Annotated in this window: 18 protein-coding genes; 10 read left to right on the top strand and 8 right to left on the bottom strand. The window is 53.3% G+C overall.

Annotated features, from left to right (window positions below):
* The first annotated feature begins 144 nt into the window (after window positions 1-144).
* Window positions 145-987: an HNH endonuclease gene (locus tag NA197_RS19635; RefSeq protein ID WP_000536990.1), complete on the top strand. Its 843-nt coding sequence runs from the start codon at window positions 145-147 to the stop codon at window positions 985-987.
* A gap of 60 nt (window positions 988-1,047) precedes the next feature.
* On the opposite strand, the gene acnB is transcribed toward NA197_RS19635, so the two are convergent.
* Entirely contained in the window at window positions 1,048-3,645 is a 2,598-nt protein-coding gene (gene acnB / locus NA197_RS19630) for a bifunctional aconitate hydratase 2/2-methylisocitrate dehydratase (RefSeq protein WP_000888958.1), read from the bottom strand.
* A gap of 388 nt (window positions 3,646-4,033) precedes the next feature.
* Between acnB and NA197_RS19625 the strand changes: the two genes are divergently transcribed.
* Together NA197_RS19625 and NA197_RS19620 are read left to right on the top strand one after the other, a co-directional pair.
* Window positions 4,034-5,659 carry a DUF3300 domain-containing protein gene (locus tag NA197_RS19625; protein ID WP_064043215.1) on the top strand — a complete coding sequence of 542 codons (1,626 nt, stop codon included), beginning with the start codon at window positions 4,034-4,036 and terminating at the stop codon, window positions 5,657-5,659.
* Window positions 5,660-5,671: 12 nt separating this feature from the next.
* A complete protein-coding gene (locus NA197_RS19620; RefSeq protein WP_064043214.1) occupies window positions 5,672-6,463 on the top strand; it encodes a DUF2950 family protein in 792 nt (263 codons plus the stop codon).
* Window positions 6,464-6,500: 37 nt separating this feature from the next.
* Here NA197_RS19620 and NA197_RS19615 read toward each other — a convergent pair whose 3' ends face one another.
* The 5 genes from NA197_RS19615 to pdhR all read right to left on the bottom strand — a co-directional run bounded on the left by NA197_RS19615 (window position 6,501) and on the right by pdhR (window position 14,341).
* Window positions 6,501-6,785 carry an outer membrane protein gene (locus NA197_RS19615; RefSeq protein WP_000765363.1) on the bottom strand — a complete coding sequence of 95 codons (285 nt, stop codon included), beginning with the start codon at window positions 6,783-6,785 and terminating at the stop codon, window positions 6,501-6,503.
* Window positions 6,786-7,073: 288 nt separating this feature from the next.
* A complete protein-coding gene (lpdA, locus tag NA197_RS19610) occupies window positions 7,074-8,498 on the bottom strand; it encodes a dihydrolipoyl dehydrogenase (RefSeq protein WP_001519338.1) in 1,425 nt (474 codons plus the stop codon).
* A gap of 201 nt (window positions 8,499-8,699) precedes the next feature.
* Window positions 8,700-10,592: a pyruvate dehydrogenase complex dihydrolipoyllysine-residue acetyltransferase gene (aceF, locus tag NA197_RS19605; protein WP_064043213.1), complete on the bottom strand. Its 1,893-nt coding sequence runs from the start codon at window positions 10,590-10,592 to the stop codon at window positions 8,700-8,702.
* A 14-nt stretch (window positions 10,593-10,606) separates the two neighbouring features.
* Entirely contained in the window at window positions 10,607-13,270 is a 2,664-nt protein-coding gene (aceE, locus tag NA197_RS19600; protein WP_000003851.1) for a pyruvate dehydrogenase (acetyl-transferring), homodimeric type, read from the bottom strand.
* Window positions 13,271-13,576: 306 nt separating this feature from the next.
* Window positions 13,577-14,341 (bottom strand): pyruvate dehydrogenase complex transcriptional repressor PdhR, encoded by a 765-nt coding sequence (gene pdhR, locus NA197_RS19595; RefSeq protein WP_000331771.1) that lies wholly within the window; start codon window positions 14,339-14,341, stop codon window positions 13,577-13,579.
* Window positions 14,342-14,903: 562 nt separating this feature from the next.
* Here pdhR and aroP point away from each other — a divergent pair.
* The 3 genes from aroP to NA197_RS19580 all read left to right on the top strand — a co-directional run bounded on the left by aroP (window position 14,904) and on the right by NA197_RS19580 (window position 18,797).
* The gene (gene aroP / locus NA197_RS19590) at window positions 14,904-16,277 is read left to right on the top strand and encodes an aromatic amino acid transporter AroP (RefSeq protein WP_000969487.1); all 1,374 of its coding nucleotides are present in this window, start codon (window positions 14,904-14,906) and stop codon (window positions 16,275-16,277) included.
* 163 nt (window positions 16,278-16,440) lie between these two features.
* Window positions 16,441-17,847: a glycoside-pentoside-hexuronide (GPH):cation symporter gene (locus tag NA197_RS19585; RefSeq protein WP_000357539.1), complete on the top strand. Its 1,407-nt coding sequence runs from the start codon at window positions 16,441-16,443 to the stop codon at window positions 17,845-17,847.
* Entirely contained in the window at window positions 17,847-18,797 is a 951-nt protein-coding gene (locus NA197_RS19580) for a glycoside hydrolase family 43 protein (protein WP_001576964.1), read from the top strand. The genes NA197_RS19585 and NA197_RS19580 overlap by 1 nt, the downstream gene beginning before the upstream one ends.
* Window positions 18,798-18,888: 91 nt before the next feature.
* On the opposite strand, the gene ampE is transcribed toward NA197_RS19580, so the two are convergent.
* Both ampE and ampD read right to left on the bottom strand, forming a co-directional pair.
* Window positions 18,889-19,743, bottom strand: a complete 855-nt coding sequence (gene ampE, locus NA197_RS19575) for a beta-lactamase regulator AmpE (RefSeq protein ID WP_000172039.1) — start codon at window positions 19,741-19,743, stop codon at window positions 18,889-18,891.
* Window positions 19,740-20,303: a 1,6-anhydro-N-acetylmuramyl-L-alanine amidase AmpD gene (gene ampD, locus NA197_RS19570; protein WP_000936326.1), complete on the bottom strand. Its 564-nt coding sequence runs from the start codon at window positions 20,301-20,303 to the stop codon at window positions 19,740-19,742. The genes ampE and ampD overlap by 4 nt, the downstream gene beginning before the upstream one ends.
* 87 nt (window positions 20,304-20,390) lie before the next feature.
* Here ampD and nadC point away from each other — a divergent pair, with 87 nt between their 5' ends.
* The 4 genes from nadC (at window position 20,391) to hofC (ending at window position 24,530) form a co-directional block, all read left to right on the top strand.
* Window positions 20,391-21,284 carry a carboxylating nicotinate-nucleotide diphosphorylase gene (gene nadC, locus NA197_RS19565; protein ID WP_001135136.1) on the top strand — a complete coding sequence of 298 codons (894 nt, stop codon included), beginning with the start codon at window positions 20,391-20,393 and terminating at the stop codon, window positions 21,282-21,284.
* A 221-nt stretch (window positions 21,285-21,505) separates the two neighbouring features.
* Window positions 21,506-21,943, top strand: coding sequence for a prepilin peptidase-dependent pilin (gene ppdD / locus NA197_RS19560; protein WP_000414988.1), 438 nt, complete (start codon window positions 21,506-21,508; stop codon window positions 21,941-21,943).
* A 9-nt stretch (window positions 21,944-21,952) separates the two neighbouring features.
* Window positions 21,953-23,338, top strand: a complete 1,386-nt coding sequence (gene gspE / locus NA197_RS19555; protein ID WP_023227645.1) for a type II secretion system protein GspE — start codon at window positions 21,953-21,955, stop codon at window positions 23,336-23,338.
* Complete coding sequence (gene hofC, locus NA197_RS19550) at window positions 23,328-24,530, top strand: protein transport protein HofC (RefSeq protein ID WP_023227646.1); 1,203 nt, start codon at window positions 23,328-23,330, stop codon at window positions 24,528-24,530. The genes gspE and hofC overlap by 11 nt, the downstream gene beginning before the upstream one ends.
* Window positions 24,531-24,552: the final 22 nt, after the last annotated feature.

Raw genomic sequence — 24,552 nt, 5'->3', positions numbered from 1 at the left:
TAAATTTATCAATAAGAAGATCGGGTTATCTGCATTCTGGTTCCACAAGTAGCATCGTCCCATGCTATCATTATGAATGTAGTAAATTTACACTGCTAGCATGTATAATGATAATTATTATACACTTTATAGTATAGGAATATAATGGGAACCTTAAAGCTTATTCAATATCCATCTCAACTTCTTTCATTAACTATCTCAGATATAATTAACAAACAAAATTTATCCCAGCTCATCCAAAAATCTAAAAAAGATGACAGTGAAAATTGGGAAGGCAAGGATTGGATAATTAAAAACACACCTCAACAAGGAATAAATTGGATAGGAGAACATCCCAATATCAAAGCAGTAATAATAAAAACAAAGGATGGTTCTTACGCTGATGATGGCTGGAAAAATAATGAAAAAACCATATACTCTTACTCATTTAAAGCAGCAAAAGGCATCATTAACTTTAATGATTCTGCGAACCGGGTTCTAATTAACCAACCGATAAGCAACTATCCAATTTTGTTATTTACTGATTCATCTAACAAATGGGAATTTCAGGGATGCTTTAAAATCATAGACATACTAGAAAAAGCAGTCATCTTAGAAAAAATGATAAGTTTCCCAAGTCTAAATGATAAGAATAGTGACAATGATGACGTCATTTTGTATAAAAACGAGCACACTGAAGGAAAAATTAAATACATAACTCATATGTTATCTGAGCGGAATAGAAAAATAATAGATGAAATAAAAGATAACTCGCAATGGGTTTGTGATATTTGTGAGATTAAATTCTTAGATAAATATGGTAAAAACTATATTGAGGCCCACCACAAAATACCAATACATACTTTTACCGGTGAGCACAGAATATTGAAAACTGACTTTGCATTACTTTGCCCAAATTGTCACAAAGCTGTTCATATATACTTAAGAGAGGAAAACCTACAATATGAAGAAGCTAAAATAAAAATACGCAACATCTTAAAAAGATAGAAAATACAGAAACATATAATATGAATAAAAAGGGGGCAATTAGCCCCCTTAAAATGTAAATTAAACCGCAGTCTGGAAAATCACGCCATCTGCTTTCTCAGTGTACTGAGAAAGCTGGTCGAAGTTCAGGTAACGGTAAGTATCCACCGCCGTCTTATCCACCTGCGCCACAAAGGTCTGGTACTCTTCCGGCGTCGGCAGTTTGCCGATCAGCGCTGCCACCGCCGCCAGCTCCGCAGAGGCCAGGAAGACGTTCGCACCGGTACCTAAACGGTTCGGGAAGTTACGGGTAGAGGTAGAGACGACCGTCGCACCGTCGGCTACACGCGCCTGGTTACCCATACACAGGGAACAGCCCGGGATCTCGATACGCGCCCCGCTCTTACCAAACACGCTGTAGTAGCCTTCTTCGGTGAGCTGCGCGGCGTCCATACGGGTTGGCGGCGCCACCCACAGGCGGGTTGGCAACTGGCCTTTGTGGCTATCCAGCAGCTTACCAGCCGCGCGGAAGTGGCCGATGTTGGTCATGCAGGAACCGATGAACACTTCGTCGATCTTCTCGCCCTGCACGTCAGACAGCAGGCGCGCGTCGTCCGGATCGTTCGGCGCACAGAGGATTGGCTCTTTGATATCCGCCAGATCGATGTCGATCACCGCCGCGTACTCTGCGTCAGCATCGGCTTCCAGCAGTTGCGGATCCGCCAGCCATTTTTCCATGCCCTGGATACGGCGTTCCAGCGTACGACGGTCGCCGTAGCCTTCCGCAATCATCCACTTCAGCAGGACGATGTTGGAGGTCAGGTATTCAATGATAGGCTCTTTGTTCAACTTGATGGTACAACCCGCAGCGGAACGCTCGGCGGAAGCATCGGTCAGCTCAAACGCCTGCTCGACTTTCAGATCCGGCAGACCTTCGATTTCCAGGATGCGGCCAGAGAAGATGTTTTTCTTGCCTTTCTTCTCAACGGTCAGCAGGCCCTGTTTGATGGCGTACAGCGGGATGGCGTGTACCAGATCGCGCAGGGTGATGCCCGGCTGCATTTTGCCTTTGAAGCGCACCAGCACGGATTCCGGCATATCCAGCGGCATCACGCCGGTCGCGGCGGCAAACGCCACCAGGCCTGAGCCCGCCGGGAAGGAGATACCGATCGGGAAACGGGTATGGGAGTCACCGCCGGTACCGACGGTATCCGGCAGCAGCATACGGTTCAGCCAGGAGTGAATCACGCCGTCGCCCGGACGCAGAGAGACACCGCCGCGGTTCATAATGAAGTCTGGCAGCGTGTGGTGCGTGGTGACGTCAACCGGCTTCGGATAGGCTGCGGTGTGACAGAACGACTGCATGACCAGATCGGCGGAGAATCCCAGACAGGCCAGGTCTTTCAGCTCGTCGCGGGTCATCGGGCCGGTAGTATCCTGAGAACCGACGGAGGTCATTTTCGGTTCGCAGTACGCGCCCGGACGGATACCTTTCACACCACAGGCGCGACCGACCATTTTCTGCGCCAGAGAGAAGCCACGGCTGCTTTCTGCCACGTCTTTTGCCTGACGGAATACATCAGAGTGCGGCAGACCCAGCGCTTCACGCGCTTTGGTGGTCAGGCCACGGCCGATAATCAGCGGAATACGACCACCGGCACGCACTTCGTCGATCAGCACGTCGGTTTTCAGTTCGAAGGTTGCCAGCAGTTCGCCAGTTTCATGATTGCGCACTTCGCCTTTGTACGGGTAGACGTCAATCACATCGCCCATGTTCAGGTTAGAAACGTCAACTTCAATCGGCAGCGCGCCCGCATCTTCCATGGTGTTAAAGAAGATAGGCGCAATTTTGCCGCCAAGGCACAAACCGCCGCCGCGCTTATTCGGCACGTTCGGGATGTCATCGCCCATGAACCATAGCACGGAGTTGGTCGCGGATTTACGGGAAGAACCGGTGCCCACCACGTCACCCACGTAAGCCAGCGGGTAGCCTTTTTTCTGCAATGCTTCGATTTGTTTGATCGGGCCGACAACGCCTGGCTGATCCGGCTCAATGCCTTCACGGGCGTTTTTTAACATCGCCTGCGCATGTAACGGAATATCCGGTCTCGACCACGCATCCGGCGCCGGAGAGAGATCGTCGGTATTCGTTTCGCCGGTCACTTTGAAAACGGTGACGGTGATTTTTTCCGCCAGCGGCGGACGGCTCAGGAACCATTCGGCGTCGGCCCAGGATTGCATCACCTGTTTGGCATATTCATTGCCCGCTTTGGCTTTCTCTTCTACGTCGTAGAAGTTATCGAACATCAGCAGAGTGTGGGACAGCGCTTTGGCAGCAATCGGCGCCAGTTTCGCATCGTCCAGCGCATCAATCAGCGGATGAATGTTGTAACCACCCTGCATGGTGCCCAGCAGTTCAATGGCTTTTTCTGGGGAGACCAGCGGGGAGGTGGTGTCGCCTTTCGCGACAGCAGCGAGAAAACCGGCTTTAACATAAGCGGCTTCATCTACGCCAGGAGGAACGCGGTTGATCAACAGGTCTAACAGGAATTCTTCTTCGCCCACAGGCGGGGTCTTCAGCAGCTCGACAAGCGCAGCCATTTGGGTTGCGTCTAAAGGTTTCGGCACAATCCCCTGGGCAGCACGCTCAGCTACGTGCTTACGGTATTCTTCTAGCACGACGATATCTCCTCGCTCTCATTGTCATAATGCGGCGCTTTTGTTGATGGGCGATTCTCTTCACGCTCCTGTGAGACAGTAGTTAGTAGGGTAAATGCCCGGTACCGCATAGGGCACAATAACAGGATTTTCTTTAAGTGTTAATCTGTTTACAAAAAAGCAACATAAAAAAGTGGCTGAATCGTTAAGGATGGTCTAATGCTCTACTGAGACGGGAGCTGCAGCCATAAATGCTTACCTCATTTCGTGCTTAGATCGTCACGTAACGTTACCGATCCCAACATTAGCTAAAAATTAAACTATCGTCCCTTTATACTCACGCGAAACTGCACCCCGTCGGCGGCAGGCATAATGACCATAGCGATTCTCGGGAATCGGGAGAGATAAAATGACGTTGCCCTTTAAACCCCATCTCATTGCCCTTGTGTGCAGTGCCGGGTTATTTGCCGCTTCGGGCGTACTGTATGTTAAAAGCCGCGCTCCCGAAGCGCCCGCGCAGGCGGCGACTCCCGCCCCTGAGCAAACGCAGACCGCTGTGCCCGCGCCTGTCGCGAAAACAACCTTTACCACTGCGCAAATTGATCAATGGGTCGCGCCTGTCGCGCTTTATCCCGATGCCCTGCTTTCTCAGGTGCTCATGGCCTCCACCTACCCAGCGAACGTGGTTCAGGCCGTCCAGTGGTCGCGAGATAACCCCACGCTGCAGGGCGATGCCGCTATTCAGGCGGTGGCCAGCCAACCGTGGGACCCCAGCGTCAAATCGCTGGTCGCCTTTCCCCAGTTGATGGCGCTTATGGGCGAGAATCCGCAATGGGTGCAAAACCTGGGCGATGCGTTCTTAGCCCAGCCACAGGATGTGATGGATGCGGTGCAAAGGTTGCGTCTGCTCGCTCAACAAACCGGTTCGCTAAAATCAACGCCGCAGCAAACCGTCACCAGCGTGCCGAAGTCCAGCGCTTCTACCGCCGTCACGACAACAACCACCACCACATCCGCCAGTACGCCAGCAACACCGTCGACCGTCATCAAAATTGAACCCGCGAATCCGCAGGTGGTGTACGTGCCGAACTATAACCCCGCGACGGTGTATGGCGCCTGGCCCAATACCGCTTATCCGCCGGTGTATTTACCGCCCCCTCCGGGGCAGCAGTTTGCCGATAGTTTTGTTAAAGGTTTTGGTTATAGTCTGGGCGTCGCCACCACCTATGCGTTGTTCAGCAGCATAGACTGGGATGACGACGATCATCACCACCATGACGACGACCATCATGATGATGATTACCATCATGGTGGTAACGGTTATCAACATAATGGCGATAATATCAACATCAATGTCAATAATTTCAACCGGATATCCGGGCAAAACCTGCCGGGCCAAACGATGGGCTGGCAGCATAATCCCGCCTGGCGTAATGGCGTCCCCTATCCGAATAATACCGTTGCGCAACGGTTCCATCCCACCAATGTTAGCGGCGGGTTAAGCGCAACGCAGCAAGCGCCAGTGTCTCGCGACAGTCAGCGCCAGGCGGCCATGACGCAATTCCAACAGCGCAGCCATACATCACCCGCTAACCTGTCAGGCGAGACATCCCGCGATAGACAGCGCAAAGCGGCATCGCAGCAGTTAAATCAAATTGCCCAGCGTAATAATTACCGTGGCTATGACGGAACACAAAACAGCAGTCGTCGCGAGGCGGCGCAGCAGACACTGAATAAATCCACCACGCAGCAGCATCGTTCCGAGCTGAAGGCTAAAGCCCAGCAGCACCCTGTTTCACAACAGCAGAGAGACACCGCCCGCCAGCGTATTGAATCCTCTACGCCGCAGCAGCGTCAGGCATTTCGCCAGAATATGCACGCCAATGTGTTTAGCGGGAACGACAGTCGATCGCCGTCATGGCAATCGCAACAGCTACGCGGCCTGGAAAGCCGTCGCGGCAGTCACTTAAACACCGAGCAACGCGCCGCCGCGCGGGAACATTTTTCTGAACATCATGAATTTCATCGCCGTTAACCGGAGCAGATAATGAAAAAGGTTATGTTAAGCGCTCTGTTACTGTCGTTACCCTTGCTGGGCTACGCGCAGGAACGGTTCCCCTCCCCGGAAGCGGCCGCCAGCGCCTTCGCCGCGGCGGTAGCCGGAAAAAACGAAACGCAGCTTACCGCGCTACTGGGCGATGACTGGCGGCAATTTCTGCCGCCGGAAGGTGCCGATCCCGAGGCCGTGGCCCGCTTCAATCGTGACTGGCGCGAAGGCCATCGCATTGTACAAAAAGACAATACGGCGTACCTGAATGTCGGACGAGAAGACTGGCAGCTCCCGGTGCCCATGGTGAAAGAGACTGGCGGCTGGCGCTTTGATATGGCGGCAGCCAGGAATGAGATCCTCACCCGTACTATTGGGCGAAATGAACTTTCTACCTTACAGGCCATGCATGCTTACGTTGATGCGCAGCAGGATTATTACTTACAAAACCATCGCTGGGCGCACAGGATAATCAGTAGCGAAGGCCAAAAAGATGGCCTGTACTGGCCAACCAAAGCAGGCGACGTCCCCAGTCCGTTAGGCCCAAACTTTAGCCCCGCAGCGCCAGACGAGGGCTATCACGGCTACCATTTCCGTACTATCAGCGATAACGACGGTCACGGCGCGGCGCTTCTGGCCTGGCCGATGCATTACGGCGAAACCGGGGTGATGAGTTTTATGGTCAACCAGGACGATCGTATTTATCAGGCGGATTTAGGCAAGGAGACGGAGAGTAAAGTTCAGGCTATCACGCGTTTTGCGCCAGACGCGCAATGGCAGGTCGCCGAATAACCCGTAAGCGCCTGGCGTTATCGCCAGGCCGTGATCATTAGCCCTGATGCGGCATTAATTCCGGGTGGCCTTGTACCGGCGGCTTGTTGCTGGTCAGCGCGGCTTCATCAGCCTGAATGCTGCCGGAATTAGCCGCCCATACGCCTTCATGCGTGTGGGTGATCTGCTGATGCTGCGCATTCAAATCCTCGCCCATTGCCGCAATATGCGTGCTTTCCGTACCGCCGCTGTTAGTCGCCCAGGGGATGACGGGATCGCTGGCAAATGCCATGCCGGAAATCAACGTCGCAGTTAGCGCTGCTGTTGTCAGAAAAAGTTTCATATATCAAACCTCATAATTAGCTCGCTATTATTTTATAGCGTTACCAATTTCAGGATGATGACAAAGTAAGGAGAGGTATTTCTTATGAAACAATTAGTTGGTCGAAAATGACAGACAAAGGCACTACCGACGGCATAAGCTTTGAAAAACGTACTGCTGCGGAAAAGATAAATTTTGCGGTTTCGTTATCCTTCGCCATCATTTGACACATCTGATTTGCCATGCATAAAAAAAGCGGCTGTAAAGCCGCTTTTTTGTATCGGGTGGCGCATTGCCACCTACAGAAGATTATTTCTTCTTCGCTTTCGGGTTCGGCAGGTCGGTAATACTACCTTCGAACACTTCAGCAGCCAGACCGACGGACTCGTGCAACGTCGGGTGCGCATGAATGGTCAGCGCGATGTCTTCCGCGTCACAGCCCATTTCGATCGCCAGACCGATTTCACCCAGCAGCTCGCCGCCGTTGGTACCGACAATCGCCCCGCCGATCACGCGGTGAGATTCTTTGTCGAAAATCAGTTTGGTCATACCGTCTGCGCAGTCAGAAGCGATAGCACGGCCAGAAGCTGCCCACGGGAAGGTGGCGGTTTCATAGCTGATGCCTTTTTCTTTCGCTTCTTTCTCGGTCAGGCCAACCCATGCCACTTCTGGCTCGGTGTACGCGATAGACGGGATAACTTTCGGATCGAAGTAGTGTTTCTTCCCGGCGATAACTTCAGCGGCAACGTGACCTTCGTGAACGCCTTTGTGCGCCAGCATCGGCTGACCGACGATATCGCCGATAGCGAAGATGTGCGGCACGTTGGTGCGCAGCTGTTTGTCCACGCGGATAAAGCCACGGTCGTCAACTTCCACGCCTGCTTTGCCCGCGTCGAGGTTTTTACCGTTCGGCACACGACCGATCGCCACCAGAACCGCATCATAACGCTGCGCTTCAGCCGGGGCTTTTTTGCCTTCCATCGAAACGTAGATACCGTCTTCTTTCGCTTCAACGGCAGTCACTTTGGTTTCCAGCATCAGGTTGAATTTCTTGCTGATGCGCTTGGTGAAGACTTTAACGATATCTTTATCAGCCGCCGGGATAACCTGGTCGAACATTTCAACCACGTCGATCTCTGAACCCAGCGCGTGGTATACGGTACCCATTTCCAGACCGATGATACCGCCGCCCATGACCAGCATACGCTTCGGTACTTCTTTCAGTTCCAGAGCGTCGGTAGAATCCCATACGCGCGGGTCTTCATGCGGAATAAACGGTAATTGGATCGGACGAGAACCCGCCGCGATGATCGCGTTGTCGAAGTTGATCACGGTTTTGCCATTTTCGCCTTCCACTTCCAGGGTGTTCGCCCCGGTGAATTTACCCAGACCGTTGACCACTTTCACTTTACGGCCTTTGGCCATACCCGCCAGACCGCCGGTCAGCTGCGTGATCACTTTCTCTTTCCAGGTACGAATCTTGTCGATATCGGTTTTCGGCTCGCCGAAGACGATACCGTGTTCAGCCAGCGCTTTGGCTTCTTCGATAACTTTTGCTACGTGCAGCAGCGCTTTAGAAGGGATACAGCCGACGTTCAGACAAACACCGCCAAGGGTGTTGTAGCGTTCTACAATTACGGTTTCCAGACCTAAATCAGCGCAACGGAAAGCGGCAGAATAGCCTGCCGGGCCCGCCCCAAGTACCACGACCTGAGTTTTGATTTCAGTACTCATCATGACCTCTTTATTTGTATCCGGCGGTCCGGGGTACTTGATCGCCCATCATCCACCGGGTCGTTCTATCCGCCCGTATCTTACAAAATTGTTAACAATTTTGAAACAACAAACGGATCACGAATTATCGCTTTCGCTAATAACCTCACAAAACACATGAGATTATCAAAAAAAAGCCGGCCGTCGGGCCGGCTTTTTCGCTTACATCACCAGACGGCGAATGTCAGACAACATATTGTTGATAATGGTAATGAAACGCGCACCATCAGCACCATCGATCACACGGTGGTCGAAGGAAAGAGAGATAGGCATCATCAGACGCGGCACAAACTCTTTCCCATTCCACACCGGCTCCATCGCCGACTTAGAAACGCCGAGGATAGCCACTTCCGGCGCGTTAACAATCGGCGCAAAATGGGTAGTTCCCAGGCCGCCGATGCTGGAGATAGTGAAGCAACCACCCTGCATTTCACCAGCGGTCAGCTTACCATCACGCGCTTTTTTGGAGATGGTGGTCAGTTCACGAGACAGCTCGGTCACGCTCTTCTTATTCACGTCTTTAAAGACCGGAACCACCAGGCCATTCGGGGTATCAACCGCCACGCCGATGTTGATGTATTTTTTCAGGGTCAGACGCTGACCGTCTTCGGACAGAGAGCTGTTGAAGCGCGGCATCTGTTCCAGAGCCGCGGCAACCGCTTTCATGATGAAGACCACTGGCGTGTATTTCACATCCAGTTTGCGCTTCTCAGCTTCGGCGTTCTGCTGTTTACGGAACGCTTCCAGATCGGTGATATCGGTTTTGTCGAAGTGCGTAACGTGCGGGATCATCACCCAGTTACGGCTCAGGTTCGCGCCAGAGATTTTCTGGATACGGCCCAGTTCCACTTCTTCAACTTCACCAAACTTGCTGAAGTCCACTTTCGGCCACGGCAGCATACCCGGGATACCACCGCCCGCAGCAGCCGGCGCAGCTTCCGCGCGTTTGATAGCGTCTTTCACGTAAGCCTGAACGTCTTCGCGCAGAATACGGCCTTTACGACCGGTGCCTTTCACTTTCGCCAGGTTGACGCCAAACTCGCGCGCCAGGCGGCGAATCAGCGGAGTAGCGTGAACGTACGCGTCGTTTTCAGCGAACTCAGATTTGCCTTCCGCTTTGGCAGCCGGGGCAGCAGGCTTCTCAGCTTTCGCCGCCGGAGCCGGCGCCGCCGCTTCCTGTTTAGCCGGAGCGGCCGCAGGCGCTGCGCCTTCTACTTCGAAGACCATAATCAGAGAACCGGTTTTCACTTTATCGCCGGTGCTGATCTTGATTTCTTTCACGGTACCCGCGAACGGAGCCGGAACTTCCATAGAGGCTTTGTCGCCTTCTACGGTGATCAGTGATTGTTCAGCGGTAACTTTATCGCCGACTTTGACCATCACTTCGGTGACTTCAACTTCGTCGCCGCCGATGTCCGGTACGTTAACGTCTTTCACGCCCGTCGCTGCTGCTGGAGCAGCCGCAGCCGGAGCGGCTTCCGCTTTCGCTGGTGCTGCTGCGGCAGGCGCTGCGCCCGCCACTTCGAAGACCATAATCAGTGAGCCGGTAGACACTTTATCACCGGTGTTCACTTTGATCTCTTTCACGGTGCCCGCGAACGGCGCCGGCACTTCCATAGAGGCCTTGTCGCCTTCGACGGTGATCAGCGACTGTTCAGCTTCTACGGTGTCGCCCACTTTCACCATCACTTCAGTCACTTCAACTTCGTCACTGCCGATATCCGGTACGTGAACGTCTTTCGCCGCTGCCGCAGCAGGTGCTGCTGCCGGAGCCGCTTCTTTCTTCTCTTCTGCCTTAGCAGGCGCAGCGTCAGCTGCACCGTCGGCGGAATCGAAAATCATGATAAGTGCACCGGTCTCAGTTTTGTCGCCGACAGAGACTTTGATCTCTTTCACGACGCCAGCCTGCGGAGACGGGACTTCCATAGAGGCTTTGTCGCCTTCTACGGTGATCAGCGACTGTTCAGCTTCCACTTTGTCGCCCACTTTGACCAGAATCTCGGTGATTTCAACTTCATCTGTCCCGATGTCCGGTACTTTGATTTCGATAGCCATTATTCTTTTACCTCTTACGCCAGACGCGGGTTAACTTTATCTGCATCGATGTTGAATTTGGTAATCGCATCCGCTACCACTTTCTTGTCGATTTCGCCACGTTTAGCCAGTTCGCCCAGCGCTGCAACAACCACATAAGAAGCATCAACTTCGAAGTGGTGACGCAGGTTCTCACGGCTGTCGGAACGACCGAAGCCATCCGTACCCAGTACGCGATAGTCGTCAGCCGGTACGTAAGTACGAACCTGCTCGGCGAACAGTTTCATATAGTCAGTAGATGCCACTGCCGGAGCGTCGTTCATCACCTGAGCGATGTACGGTACGCGCGGGGTTTCCAGCGGGTGCAGCATGTTCCAGCGCTCACAATCCTGACCATCACGCGCCAGTTCGGTGAAGGAGGTTACGCTGTACACGTCAGAACCTACGCCGTAGTCTTTCGCCAGGATCTCTGCCGCTTCACGCACGTGACGCAGGATAGAACCGGAGCCCAGCAGCTGAACTTTACCTTTGCTACCTTCAAGGGTTTCGAGTTTGTAGATACCTTTACGGATACCTTCCTCGGCACCTGCTGGCATGGCCGGCATGTGGTAGTTTTCGTTCAGGGTGGTGATGTAGTAGTAAACGTTCTCTTGTTTCTCACCGTACATACGCTCCAGACCATCATGCATGATGACAGCCACTTCATAGGCGTAAGCCGGGTCGTAAGAGATACAGTTCGGGATAGTCAGCGACTGAATGTGGCTGTGACCATCTTCGTGCTGCAGACCTTCGCCGTTCAGCGTTGTACGACCGGAAGTCCCGCCGATCAGGAAGCCGCGAGCCTGCTGGTCGCCAGCCTGCCAGCACAGGTCGCCGATACGCTGGAACCCGAACATAGAGTAGTAAATATAGAACGGGATCATCGGCAGATCGTTGGTGCTATAAGAGGTCGCCGCAGCCAGCCAGGATGCGCCTGCGCCCAGCTCGTTGATCCCTTCCTGCAGAATCTGGCCTTTCTCGTCTTCTTTGTAGTAAGCAACCTGCTCACGGTCCTGCGGGGTGTACTGCTGGCCGTTCGGGCTGTAGATACCAATCTGACGGAACAGACCTTCCATACCGAAAGTACGCGCTTCGTCGGCGATGATCGGTACCAGGCGATCTTTGATCGACTTGTTCTTCAGCATCACGTTCAGGGCACGCACGAAAGCGATCGTAGTGGAAATCTCTTTGCTTTGCTCTTCCAGCAGCGCGCCGAAATCTGAAAGTTGAGGCAGCTCTAACTTCTCGGTGAAGTTCGGCTGACGGCTTGGCAGGTAGCCATGCAGCGCCTGACGGCGTTCATGCAGGTACTTGTGTTCTTCAGAACCTTCCGGGAAGGTAATGTACGGCAGTTTTTCGAGATCAGCATCGGCAACCGGCACGTTGAAACGATCGCGGACGTAACGCACGCCGTCCATGTTCATTTTCTTAACCTGGTGAGCGATGTTTTTACCTTCCGCGGTGTCGCCCATGCCGTAACCTTTAATGGTATGGGCCAGGATTACCGTCGCTTTGCCTTTGGTTTCCTGCGCTTTTTTCAGTGCAGCATAGACTTTCTTCGGATCGTGACCACCGCGGTTCAGCGCCCAAATCTGCTCATCGGTCCAGTCGGCCACCAGCGCGGCGGTTTCCGGGTATTTACCGAAGAAGTGCTCACGTACGTAAGCGCCGTCTTTGGATTTGAAGGTCTGGTAGTCGCCGTCAACGGTTTCGTTCATCAGCTGGATAAGCTTACCGCTGGTGTCTTTACGCAGCAGTTCATCCCAACGACCGCCCCACATGACTTTGATAACGTTCCAGCCAGCACCTGCAAAGATGCCTTCCAGTTCGTTAACAATCTTGCCGTTACCGGTGACCGGGCCGTCAAGACGCTGCAGGTTACAGTTGATAACAAAGACCAGGTTGTCCAGTTTTTCACGGGTGGCGATGGTGATCGCGCCTTTGGATTCCGGCTCATCCATCTCGCCGTCGCCGAGGAAGGCGTAAACGGTTTGTTTAGAGGTATCTTTCAGGCCGCGGTGTTCCAGATATTTCAGGAATTTCGCCTGGTAGATAGCACCGATTGGGCCCAGACCCATAGAGACGGTCGGGAACTGCCAGAATTCCGGCATCAGTTTCGGGTGCGGATAGGAAGAGAGGCCATTGCCGTGAACTTCCTGACGGAAGTTATCCATCTGTTCCTGGGTCAGACGACCTTCCAGGAACGCGCGAGCGTAGATGCCCGGAGAGATGTGGCCCTGGAAGTACACCAGGTCGCCGCCATCCTGTTCGTTGCGCGCACGGAAGAAATGGTTAAAACAGACATCATAGATCGTGGCGGAAGACTGGAAGGACGCCATGTGGCCGCCCAACTCAAGGTCTTTTTTAGACGCGCGCAGCACGGTCATGATGGCGTTCCAGCGGATCGCAGAACGAATGCGACGTTCCAGCTCCAGATTACCCGGGTATTCCGGTTCGTCTTCAACGGCAATAGTGTTGATGTAATTACTGGCCCCTGCGCCTGCCGCGACTTTCACGCCGCCTTTACGAGCTTCAGAAAGCAGTTGGTCAATCAGATACTGAGCGCGCTCAACACCTTCTTCACGGATGACCGATTCGATCGCCTGTAGCCAGTCGCGAGTTTCGATCGGATCCACGTCATTTTGGAAACGTTCTGACATGGGGGTATTCCTTATCTATCTAATACGTTGAGTTATCTGGAACCTGTCCCATTAAACTTTCGTCAGAAAGCTTAATAAGACAGGTTCTGCGTTTATTGCCTGGCCCATAAGGTGTAATTGTTGCAGCCAGTTTGGTCACGGACAGCGCGGAACAACCGGAACGTACACGTAGTACGTGAGGATTGTGAGCACTGCCCAGGACCAAAATGGCAAATAAAATAGCCTTATGGGCCTGGCATTTAGTTGCCGCGCACATTTTTGCGCTTTATTCACAACATCTTCTGGTTAACGTTCTGCCAGAAAAAACTAATTCTTGCGCTGTTCCAGGCGGCGTAAAGCGCGTTCACGACGGCTCTCCTCACGGCTTCTGTCCAGCATAATCTCTTCGATAAACGCCAGATGGCGGTGTGACGCTTCACGCGCTTCTTCTGGTTTTCCGGCCATAATGGCTTCAAATATACGGGTGCGATGCGTACTCACCAGCGGCAGCATCTCCCGACGCGCATACAGCAATTCGAAGTTCTGCCGCACGTTTTGCGCCAGCATCGGCTCCATACACCTTAGCAGATGAAGCAATACCACGTTGTGCGCCGCTTCGGTGACGGCGATTTGATACTGGAGCACGGCTTCGGACTCGGCATCCAGATCGCCGGACTCTTGCGCCAGCTCAATAGCATGGTGCAGCTCGCGAATACGGTCTTTATCTTCATCGGTGCTGCGCAGCGCCGCGTAATAAGCCGCAATGCCTTCCAGAGCATGGCGCGTTTCGAGCAGGTCAAACTGGGATTCAGGGTGATCGGAGAGCAGTTCCACCAGCGGGTCGCTAAAGCTCTGCCACAGGCTGCTCTGCACGAAGGTTCCGCCGCCCTGGCGACGAAGCAACAATCCCTTCGCTTCGAGACGTTGAATCGCCTCGCGCAAGGAGGGACGGGAGACGTCGAACTGTTTTGCCAGTTCACGTTCCGGTGGGAGTTTTTCTCCGGGACGCAATGTTCCCTCAAGGATTAAAAACTCCAGCTGCTGCTCGATCACATCGGAGAGTTTTGGTTGGCGGATTTTGCTGTAGGCCATGATTTCCTGTCTTAAGCCATTTGCCCGGAGTCAATTGGTCTTACCAATTTCATGTCTGTGACGCTAAAGTAACAAAGTATTCACCTTCTGTCCATACAGGTTTTGATTGAAATCAGTAAAGGAGGCACATTTTAACAATTTTACAGAAATCATGTTTCAAAACTGTAACTGTGCACAAATGTTAAATTTACCCACCTGGAGGTAGATTTAACGTATTTGAAACGATAAAAAATCTCATCTGAACCGATTCAACAGTAGATTAAATGCATTTTTATGCATAAATAATGAATAAAAACAAATTAACATCTGTAAGGGAAAATAAAAGGAGGTATTTACAAGTGCTTTCTTTTTACGCAACTCGTCATCACCCCTGCACAAAGCAGGTGCATTCGCGGCCACATACCATTATTCTGATCAAGACGAAAGAGTTGAAGTGACATTTTAAAAAACGAGCTTGTAAATAAATCAATACAAAAATCGGAATTGCAAACTTACACACGCACTACTGCATCGTTCAAAATAAGCGCGTTATGAATAAACCGCGCCCGATACACGAGGTTTTATAATGGACAGTCAGCAGCACGGCGAGCAGCTCAAGCGCGGCCTGAAAAACCGCCATATTCAGCTTATCGCATTGGGCGGCGCGATAGGGACAGGCTTGTTCCTGGGAAGCGCCTCCGTTATTCAGTCGGCGGGGCCAGGAATTATCCTGGGCTATGCGATTGCAGGCTTTATTGCCTTTCTGATTATGCGCCAGCTGGGGGAGATGGTGGTTGAAGAACCGGTCGCCGGCTCTTTTAGCCACTTCGCCTATAAATACTGGGGCGGCTTTGCCGGATTCGCTTCCGGCTGGAACTACTGGGTGCTGTACGTATTAGTTGCCATGGCGGAACTGACCGCAGTGGGTAAATATATCCAGTTCTGGTATCCGGAGATCCCCACCTGGGCTTCTGCGGCAGCCTTCTTTGTGATTATCAACGCCATCAACCTGACCAACGTTAAAGTGTTCGGTGAGATGGAGTTTTGGTTCGCCATTATTAAAGTGATCGCCGTCATCGCTATGATTCTGTTCGGCGCGTGGTTACTCTTCAGCGATACCGCTGGTCCGCAGGCCACCGTGCGCAACCTGTGGGAACAGGGCGGCTTTCTGCCGCATGGCTGGACCGGGCTGGTGATGATGATGGCCATTATTATGTTTTCGTTCGGCGGACTGGAGCTGGTAGGGATCACCGCCGCTGAAGCCGATAACCCGGAACAGAGCATCCCCAAAGCCACTAATCAGGTTATCTATCGCATCCTGATTTTTTATATCGGCTCGCTGGCGGTTCTGCTTTCGCTGCTGCCATGGACTCGCGTCACCGCCGATACCAGCCCATTTGTCCTTATCTTCCATGAGCTGGGCGATACGTTTGTCGCCAATGCGCTGAATATCGTGGTTCTCACCGCCGCGCTATCGGTTTATAACAGCTGCGTTTACTGCAACAGCCGTATGCTGTTCGGTCTGGCCCAGCAGGGAAATGCGCCGAAAGCGCTGCTGAACGTCGACAAACGCGGCGTGCCGGTGAGCTCCATTTTGGTTTCCGCCGTCGTGACGGCGTTGTGCGTGCTGCTCAACTACCTGGCCCCAGAGTCCGCATTCGGACTGCTGATGGCGCTGGTGGTCTCCGCGCTGGTCATTAACTGGGCGATGATTAGCCTTGCCCATATGATGTTCCGTCGCGCGAAACAGCAGCAGGGCGTGAAAACCCGCTTCCCGGCCCTGTTTTATCCGTTCGGCAATGTTCTCTGCCTGCTGTTTATGGCGGCGGTATTGATCATTATGCTGATGACGCCAGGTATGGCGATCTCCGTGTGGCTGATTCCGGTATGGCTGCTCATCCTGGGCGTCGGCTACCTGTGTAAAGAAAAAACGGCAAAAACGGTGAAAGCCCACTGATCGTGGCGTTACTTTTCCGCCCTCCCCGTCCGGGGAGGGTGTTATCTGCCTCACAGTTTCCCACGTATAACCATTTTATCCATATCAGCGGCGTGATCCTGCTACGCAAAAAAAAGCTCGCAGGCGAATAATTACCGCCATCATCTGATGGGGAGAAGTCTCAATGGATAAGGGCAGACTTTCGGTAAGAGAGAAAATCGGGTATGGCATGGGTGACGCCGGATGTAACATTATTTTTGGCGCTATCATGCTGTTTGTTAATTACTTTTATACGGATATTTTTGGTCTTGCCCCGGCGTTAGTCGGTGTTTTACTCCTTTCAGTACGCGTTATCGATGCCGTTACCGATCCGGTGATGGGCGCGCTTGCCGATCGTACCCAAAGTAAATATGGTCGTTTCCGCCCCTGGCTACTGTGGATTGCATTTCCCTACGCGCTGTTCAGCGTGCTGATGTTCACGACGCCGGACTGGGGCTATAACAGCAAAGTTGTCTATGCTTTCGTCACCTATTTTCTGCTTTCCGTGACCTACACCGCCATCAATATTCCCTATTGCTCACTGGGCGGCGTGATCACCAACGATCCAAAAGAGCGCGTGGCCTGTCAGGCTTATCGCTTCGTGTTAGTCGGCATCGCGACGCTGTTGCTATCGTTAACGCTATTGCCGATGGTGGACTGGTTTGGCGGCGGCGACAAAGCCAAAGGCTATCAGTTGGCGATGACCGTGCTGGCGATTATCGGCATGGGTATGTTTCTGTTCTGCTTTGCCAGCGTCCGCGAACGCGTTCGCCCTGCCGTTCCGACGCACGATGATATGAAGAATGATTTCAAAGACGTGTGGAAAAACGATCAATGGGTACGCATTCTGCTATTGACCTTATGTAACGTCTGCCCGGGGTTTATCCGTATGGCGGCGACCATGTATTACGTCACCTGGGTGATGGGACAAAGCACCCATTTCGCTACGCTTTTTATTAGCCTTGGCGTGGTCGGTATGATGATCGGCAGTATGCTGGCAAAAGTCTTAACCGATCGCTGGTGTAAATTGAAGGTATTTTTCTGGACCAATATCGCGCTGGCGATTTTCTCCTGCGCGTTCTATTTCTTTGATCCGAAAGCTACCGTGATGATAGTGGCGCTCTACTTCCTGCTCAATATTCTGCATCAGATCCCTTCCCCGTTGCACTGGTCGCTGATGGCGGACGTCGATGATTACGGCGAATGGAAAACCGGCAAACGCATTACCGGTATTAGCTTCTCCGGTAACCTGTTCTTCCTCAAACTGGGCCTGGCGATTGCCGGGGCGATGGTCGGCTTTTTGCTCTCCTGGTACGGTTATGACGCCAGCGCCAAAGCGCAAAGCGCCTCGGCGATGAACGGTATTATGCTGTTGTTTACCGTTATCCCCGGCGTTGGCTATCTGATTACCGCAGGCGTGGTACGTCTGCTGAAAGTTGACCGTGAACTGATGAAAAAAATCCAGGACGATTTGGAAAAACGTCGCACTAATTACCGCGAATTGAGTGAGTTGCAGGAGCTCAAAGCCGCTGAAAGCGTAAGGAAAGCCTGATGGCAAACTGGCCAAACCCGTTTATTGAACAACGTGCCGATCCGTTTATTTTACGCGACGGCAGCGATTACTACTTTATTGCCTCCGTACCGGAATATGACAGGCTGGAAATCCGCCGGGCTGATTCGCTGGAAGGGTTGCGCGCCGCCGACCCCGTTGTCGTCTGGCGCAAACCGGAAAGTGGCCCGATGAGCCAGCTCATCTGGGCACCGGAAATGCACCGCATCAACGGCAAGTGGTACATCTATTTTGCCGCTACCCATACTCAAGCGCTTGATAAGCTGGGAATGTTCCAGCACCGCATGTTTGCCCTGGAGTGCGCCGATGCCGACCCACTCACCGGCAAGTGGACGGAGAAAGGTCAAATTAAAACACCGTTTGATACCTTCGCCCTCGATGCCACCACTTTTTATCATCAGGGAAAGCAGTGGTATCTGTGGGCGCAAAAAGCGCCGGATATTGCCGGTAACTCAAATATTTATCTGGCTGAACTGGAAAATCCGTGGACGATTAAAGGCGAGCCGGTAAGACTCAGTAAGCCAGAGTACGACTGGGAGTGTCGGGGTTTTTGGGTTAACGAAGGTCCGGCCGTACTGGCGCACGGCGACAAGCTGTTTATCAGCTATTCAGCCAGCGCCACCGATGAAAACTACTGTATGGGGTTACTGTGGATTAACGTAAACGACGATCCGCGCGATCCGGCCAACTGGCATAAATCACCGCGCCCGGTCTTTACCACCAGCTATGAAAATCGCCAGTATGGGCCGGGACACAACAGCTTTACGCAAACGCCGGAAGGTGAAGATGTACTGGTGTACCACGCGAGAAATTACACCGAAATTGAAGGCGATCCGTTGTACGATCCCAACCGCCATACGCGTCTGAAACGGGTGCGCTGGGACGAAAACGGGATGCCTGATTTTGGCGTGCCGCCAGCCGATACGATCTAAGCCGTTGCACTGCCCGGTGGCGCTAACGCTTACCGGGCCTACAGATTTTTCCATTGTAGGCAGCATAAGCGTTAGCGCTATCGGCACAACATTACACTAATGCCCCATAAATGGTGAGCAACGCAATAATCACCACCACCACAAACGAGGCCTTCTTCGCCATCGACACCGCCGCTTTGGGGGTTTCTACTTTGTCAGTATGCGGTTCGCGCGCCAGTGAGAACTGCGCCAGACGTGTGAGCACCTGATATTGCGAAGTATGCAGATCCGCCAGCGAGGCAAACCAGGCCGGCAACGCTTTCTCGCCATGCCCCAGTAATGCATACACTACGCCCGCCAGACGTACCGGAATCCAGTCCAGCACATGAAGAATAGCGTCAATGCCGGATTGCAAACGTTGGTGCGGCGTCTGATAGCGCGCCAGCCAGGTCTGCCAGGCCCGTAAAAACGCATAGCCCACCAGCGTTACCGGCCCCCATGGACCGCCAACGATAAACCAAAATAGCGGTGCGAGGTAAAAACGGAAATTTATCCATAACAACGCATTTTGCAGCTCACGCAAAAACTCACGCTCATTACAATCCGGCGGCACGCCGTGAATCAGCGTAAGCTCGCTGGCCATCGCCTCGCAAGGATGCGGATCGTTACGGGACGCCGCTTTCAGCCAGGCGTGATAATGTACTCGCACTTTGCCCGCGCCGATACACAGCACGCCCAGGAGAATCCACACCACCAGCGTCGGCACGTTAAATAGCAGCCCTTTTAACGCCTGGAGCAGTAGAAAAGTCACCACCATCGCGATCGCCGTCATTCCCATCGTGCGCAACATCGAAAAATGCGTAATCCGACGGAATAGCGCCTCCAGCCGATGATCGAGCTGCCAGTGCTCGCCCAGCTTAAACAGGCGCTCGACAATCAGCACCAGTAATGTCGTAAACAGCGTCATGTCATCTCCTTGTGCGACGAGAGGGCTACCAAAGCGCGAAAGCGCGGCCAGTCAAAGGCAGGGCCAGGGTCCGTTTTGCGGTCAGGCGCAATGTTGCAGTGTCCGGTCATATTGTCGGCGATCGCCGGATAGCAAGCGATAAGCGTGCGCGTCACGGCGGCTAGCTGCTGATACTGCGCATCGGTATAAGCCAGCGTATCCGTCCCCTCCAGCTCAATACCAATGGAGAAATCATTACAACGTTCCCGCCCCTGATAGTTTGATACGCCCGCATGCCACGCACGCTTATCAAAAGGCACATACTGGACGATTTCACCGTCGCGACGAATCAGACAATGGGCCGAAACACGAAGATGAGCGATTTCTGCAAAAAAAGGATGGGCGTCTGGATCTATCGTTCCGGTGAATAATGCATCGATCCACGGACCGCCAAACTCGCCGGGGGGCAGGCTAATATTATGCACCACCAGCAAGGACGGTTTTTCGTCATCCGGACGGCAATCGTAATGCGGAGAAGGGACGCGTCGCGCCTCTACCAACCAACCCTTATCTGGCAACATGCGTAGTCTCCTTTTGAGTGGTGCTTATAGCTGCTTCAGAGTAGCATGTTTCTACCTTATGATTCGTTAGCAATTTGGAGTTTTATCATGCCGCCTCGCCGTTATAACCCAGACGACCGACGTGACGCGCTACTGGAACGCATTAATCTCGATATCCCTGCCGCCGTTGCTCAGGCGCTGCGTGAAGATTTAGGTGGAGAAGTCGATGCTGGCAACGATATCACCGCGCAACTTTTGCCGGCAGATACGCAAGCCCATGCCACGGTGATCACTCGTGAAGACGGCGTTTTCTGCGGCAAGCGCTGGGTTGAAGAGGTCTTCATCCAACTGGCGGGCGATGATGTGCGCCTCACCTGGCATGTCGATGACGGCGACGCCATTCACGCCAACCAAACAGTGTTTGAACTGAACGGCCCGGCTCGCGTATTGCTGACCGGCGAGCGCACGGCGCTAAACTTTGTCCAGACCCTTTCCGGCGTCGCCAGTGAAGTACGCCGCTACGTTGGACTGCTGGCTGGCACCCAAACCCAGTTGCTCGACACGCGTAAAACGCTGCCGGGTCTGCGCACCGCGCTCAAATATGCAGTTTTATGCGGCGGCGGCGCCAATCATCGTCTGGGCCTCACTGACGCGTTCCTGATTAAAGAAAACCATATCATCGCCTCCGGTTCTGTTCGTCAGGCGGTGGAAAAAGCGTTCTGGCTACATCCGGACGTGCCGGTAGAAGTCGAGGTCGAAAATCTGGATGAACTGGACGATGCGCTGAAAGCAGGCGCGGATATTATCATGCTGGATAATTTCAACACCGACCAGATGCGCGAGGCGGTGAAACGCGTCAACGGCCAGGCGCGGCTGGAAGTATCCGGCAACGTCACCGCGGAAACCTTACGCGAATTTGCTGAAACCGGGGTGGATTTCATCTCCGTTGGCGCGCTGACCAAGCACGTACGCGCGCTCGATCTCTCCATGCGTTTTCGCTGATCCTCTCCGCCCGATGGCGCTGCGCCGTCGGGTCTATAAATCACCTGTCCGTAGATCCGCGTCGTGATTCGGTAAAATATTCGTAGCGCCTCGCAATAACGTTGCCGTGTCATGTAACGCAGCGAAAATCTTCAGAATCCGCCTTCCCGTTTTACCTTTTGCCGCTCGCCCGCTCTTTCCTCGTTTGCCACAGTAGCGCCAGCTAACTCAAGGAGCGAACAATGGAAAAACAACGCGGTTTCACGCTTATCGAACTGATGGTCGTTATTGGCATCATCGCCATTTTAAGCGCCATTGGCATTCCGGCTTACCAGAACTATCTGCGTAAAGCGGCGCTGACGGATATGTTGCAAACGTTTGTCCCCTACCGTACCGCCGTCGAACTCTGCGCTCTGGAACATGGTGGGACGAGCACATGCGATGCGGGCGTCAACGGTATCCCCTCGCCCGTCATCACCCGTTATGTTTCGGGCATGAGCGTGGAAAAAGGCGTCATCACGCTTACCGGCCAGGAGAGTCTGAGCGGGCTTAACGTCATCATGACGCCCGCCTGGGACAATGCTAACGGCATTACTGGTTGGACGCGTAACTGCAATATTCAAAGCGACAGCGCGTTACAACAGGCTTGTGAAGATGTCTTCCGTTTTGACGCCAACTAAGGAGACAAGATGAAAGACGCTCAGCTCAACACCTTGTGTCAACGTCATCAGGCTGTACTGATCAATAGCGCCAGCAACAGTATCACTGTTGCGGTGGTCGACGCGCCCTCTCATGCGTTACTGGACGCTCTGCATTTCGCCACGCAAAAACAGATTGATATTGTGTGCTGGACTCGCCAGCAAATGGAAAATCATCGGCATAAGCCGGATCAGGCTCCCTCGACAAACGCCGCGAAAGGCGGAGAAACCGCGGCCCAGCTTCTCAATCAGACATTACGCTCGGCGATGGCGAAACGCGCCTCTGATATCCATCTCGAACCCGGCGCCAGCCGCTACCGGATAAGGCTCCGCATCGATGGCGTTCTTCATATTCTGCAGGACATCGCCAAAGAGACGGGGCTTGCGCTGACGGCCAGATTGAAAGTCCTGGGAAATTTGGACATCGCTGAACATCGACTGCCGCAGGACGGGCAATTTACCGTTGACCTGACGGGCGACAGCGTCTCTTTTCGTATCGCCACGCTTCCCTGTAAAGAAGGCGAAAAAGTCGTCTTACGGTTATTGCATCAGGTTGAACAAACGCTGGATCTGGACACGCTGGGCATGTACGGGGCACAACTTACCGCTTTTAGACAAGCCCTACAGCAACCTCAGGGGCTGGTACTGGTGACTGGCCCCACCGGTAGCGGAAAAACGGTCACGCTATACAGCGCGCTACAAACCCGGAATACGCCGGGTATCAACCTCTGTAGCGTTGAGGATCCGATAGAAATTCCACTGGATGGGATTAACCAGACGCAGATCCATCCCCGCGCCGGGCTCACCTTTCAAAATGTGCTGCGTGCGCTTTTACGCCAGGACCCTGACATCATCATGGTAGGTGAAATTCGTGACGGCGACACTGCAGAAATCGCCATTAAGGCGGCACAAACGGGCCATCTGGTACTTTCAACGCTCCATACGAACTCCACCAGTGAAACCCTGATACGTTTGCAGCAAATGGGCGTAGCACGCTGGATGATCTCATCGGCGCTTACGCTGGTGGTAGCGCAACGCCTGGTAAGGAAGCTTTGCCCGCACTGCAAACAGCGCCTGAGCGATCCCGTAGTGCTATCGCCCAATCTTTGGCCCAGCGCGCTACCGCGCTGGCAGGCAAACGGCTGTCAGCATTGCTACCACGGCTTTTATGGCCGAACCGCGTTATTCGAAGTGTTAACCGTTACCCCGGCATTACGTCAGTTAATTGCGAGCGGCGCATCGGCGCAAGCACTGGAAGCCCACCTCCAACAGACCGGTACAGGGACGCTTTTTGAAAATGGCTGTCGCGCCGTTGAGCAAGGCATGACGTCCTTTGAAGAGATACTGCGCGTTCTGGGAATGCCCCATGAGCGTTAAACAGCTCTGGCGCTGGCAAGGCGTTAACGATAAAGGTCAACTGGAACAAGACGTTGTATGGGTGGACAATCGTCTGGCGCTGATCATCACCCTGCAACATCAGCGCATTATGCCGCTTCGCATCAAGCGCATGGGCGTTAACGCCGCACTGTGGAAAGAAGAGCAAAGCGCTGAAATTATTCATCAGTTGGCCACGCTCATTCATGCCGGACTGACGCTTTCTGAAGGGCTGGAACTCCTTGCGAAACAGCATCCCCACCGACAATGGCAAGCGCTGTTGCGCACGCTGGCTCACGAGCTTGAACAGGGCGTCCCTTTTTCCAGCGCATTAGTCTCCTGGCCGCAGGTATTTCCGCCGCTCTACCAGACGATGATCCGCACCGGAGAACTGACCGGCAAACTGGCCGACTGCTGCTTTGAACTGGCCCGTCAGCAAAAAGCGCAACGGCAGATTACGGTTAGCGTGAAAAAGGCTCTGCGCTATCCCGCCATTATTCTGACAATGGCCGCCCTGGTCGTTTTCGCCATGCTGCACTTTGTCCTGCCGGAATTTGCCGCCATTTACCGTAGCTTCAATACCCCGCTCCCTCTTCTGACGCGCGGTATTATCGCGATAGCGCAATGGGGGTCGGCATGGGGTTGGCTCATCTTGTTCCTGACGATGCTCATTGCTATCGCTCACCGCAGGGTAAAACAAAAGCCGTCCTGGCAAGCGCAGCGGCAGCGTCTTCTGCTACGGCTTCCCGTTATGGGTCGCCTGATAAGAGGCCAGAAACTAGCGCAAATATTCACCGTACTGGCATTGACCCAAAGCGCAGGCATTCCTTTTCTTCAGGGACTGGAAAGCGCTATCGATAGTCTCGGCTGCCCTTACTGGTCACAGCGTTTAACGCAGGTACATCAGGAGATCGCCGCGGGCAATCCGGTCTGGTTGGCGCTAAAAAATACCCAGGAATTTAGTCCGCTATGCCTGCAACTGGTCAGAACGGGCGAAGCGTCCGGTTCACTCGATATCATGCTGCATAACCTTGCCCGTCACCACAGTGAAACTACGCTGGCGCTGGCCGATAATCTGGCGTCGCTGTTGGAACCGGCGTTATTGATCATCACCGGCTTAATTATCGGTACGCTGGTGGTGGCGATGTATTTGCCGATTTTTCATCTGGGAGACGCGATGAGCGGGATGGGATAAGGCTGGCGCACATTTACGCCAG

Origin of the sequence: Salmonella sp. NW884, assembly GCF_051700745.1 — a bacterium.
GTDB classification, from domain to species: domain Bacteria; phylum Pseudomonadota; class Gammaproteobacteria; order Enterobacterales; family Enterobacteriaceae; genus Salmonella; species Salmonella enterica.
The sequence above is the reverse complement of the archived record's forward strand: the minus strand, read 5'-3'. Positions and strand labels throughout refer to the sequence as shown.

Excerpts from the sequence above, each read along its gene's own strand:
- NA197_RS19635 (WP_000536990.1), top strand. The coding sequence starts at position 145 with ATGGGAACCTTAAAGCTTATTCAATATCCATCTCAACTTCTTTCATTA.
- NA197_RS19625 (WP_064043215.1), top strand. The coding sequence starts at position 4,034 with ATGACGTTGCCCTTTAAACCCCATCTCATTGCCCTTGTGTGCAGTGCC.
- NA197_RS19620 (WP_064043214.1), top strand. The coding sequence starts at position 5,672 with ATGAAAAAGGTTATGTTAAGCGCTCTGTTACTGTCGTTACCCTTGCTG.
- NA197_RS19615 (WP_000765363.1), bottom strand. The coding sequence starts at position 6,785 with ATGAAACTTTTTCTGACAACAGCAGCGCTAACTGCGACGTTGATTTCC.
- lpdA (WP_001519338.1), bottom strand. The coding sequence starts at position 8,498 with ATGAGTACTGAAATCAAAACTCAGGTCGTGGTACTTGGGGCGGGCCCG.
- aceF (WP_064043213.1), bottom strand. The coding sequence starts at position 10,592 with ATGGCTATCGAAATCAAAGTACCGGACATCGGGACAGATGAAGTTGAA.
- aceE (WP_000003851.1), bottom strand. The coding sequence starts at position 13,270 with ATGTCAGAACGTTTCCAAAATGACGTGGATCCGATCGAAACTCGCGAC.
- pdhR (WP_000331771.1), bottom strand. The coding sequence starts at position 14,341 with ATGGCCTACAGCAAAATCCGCCAACCAAAACTCTCCGATGTGATCGAG.
- NA197_RS19585 (WP_000357539.1), top strand. The coding sequence starts at position 16,441 with ATGGATAAGGGCAGACTTTCGGTAAGAGAGAAAATCGGGTATGGCATG.
- NA197_RS19580 (WP_001576964.1), top strand. The coding sequence starts at position 17,847 with ATGGCAAACTGGCCAAACCCGTTTATTGAACAACGTGCCGATCCGTTT.
- ampE (WP_000172039.1), bottom strand. The coding sequence starts at position 19,743 with ATGACGCTGTTTACGACATTACTGGTGCTGATTGTCGAGCGCCTGTTT.
- ampD (WP_000936326.1), bottom strand. The coding sequence starts at position 20,303 with ATGTTGCCAGATAAGGGTTGGTTGGTAGAGGCGCGACGCGTCCCTTCT.
- nadC (WP_001135136.1), top strand. The coding sequence starts at position 20,391 with ATGCCGCCTCGCCGTTATAACCCAGACGACCGACGTGACGCGCTACTG.
- ppdD (WP_000414988.1), top strand. The coding sequence starts at position 21,506 with ATGGAAAAACAACGCGGTTTCACGCTTATCGAACTGATGGTCGTTATT.
- gspE (WP_023227645.1), top strand. The coding sequence starts at position 21,953 with ATGAAAGACGCTCAGCTCAACACCTTGTGTCAACGTCATCAGGCTGTA.
- hofC (WP_023227646.1), top strand. The coding sequence starts at position 23,328 with ATGAGCGTTAAACAGCTCTGGCGCTGGCAAGGCGTTAACGATAAAGGT.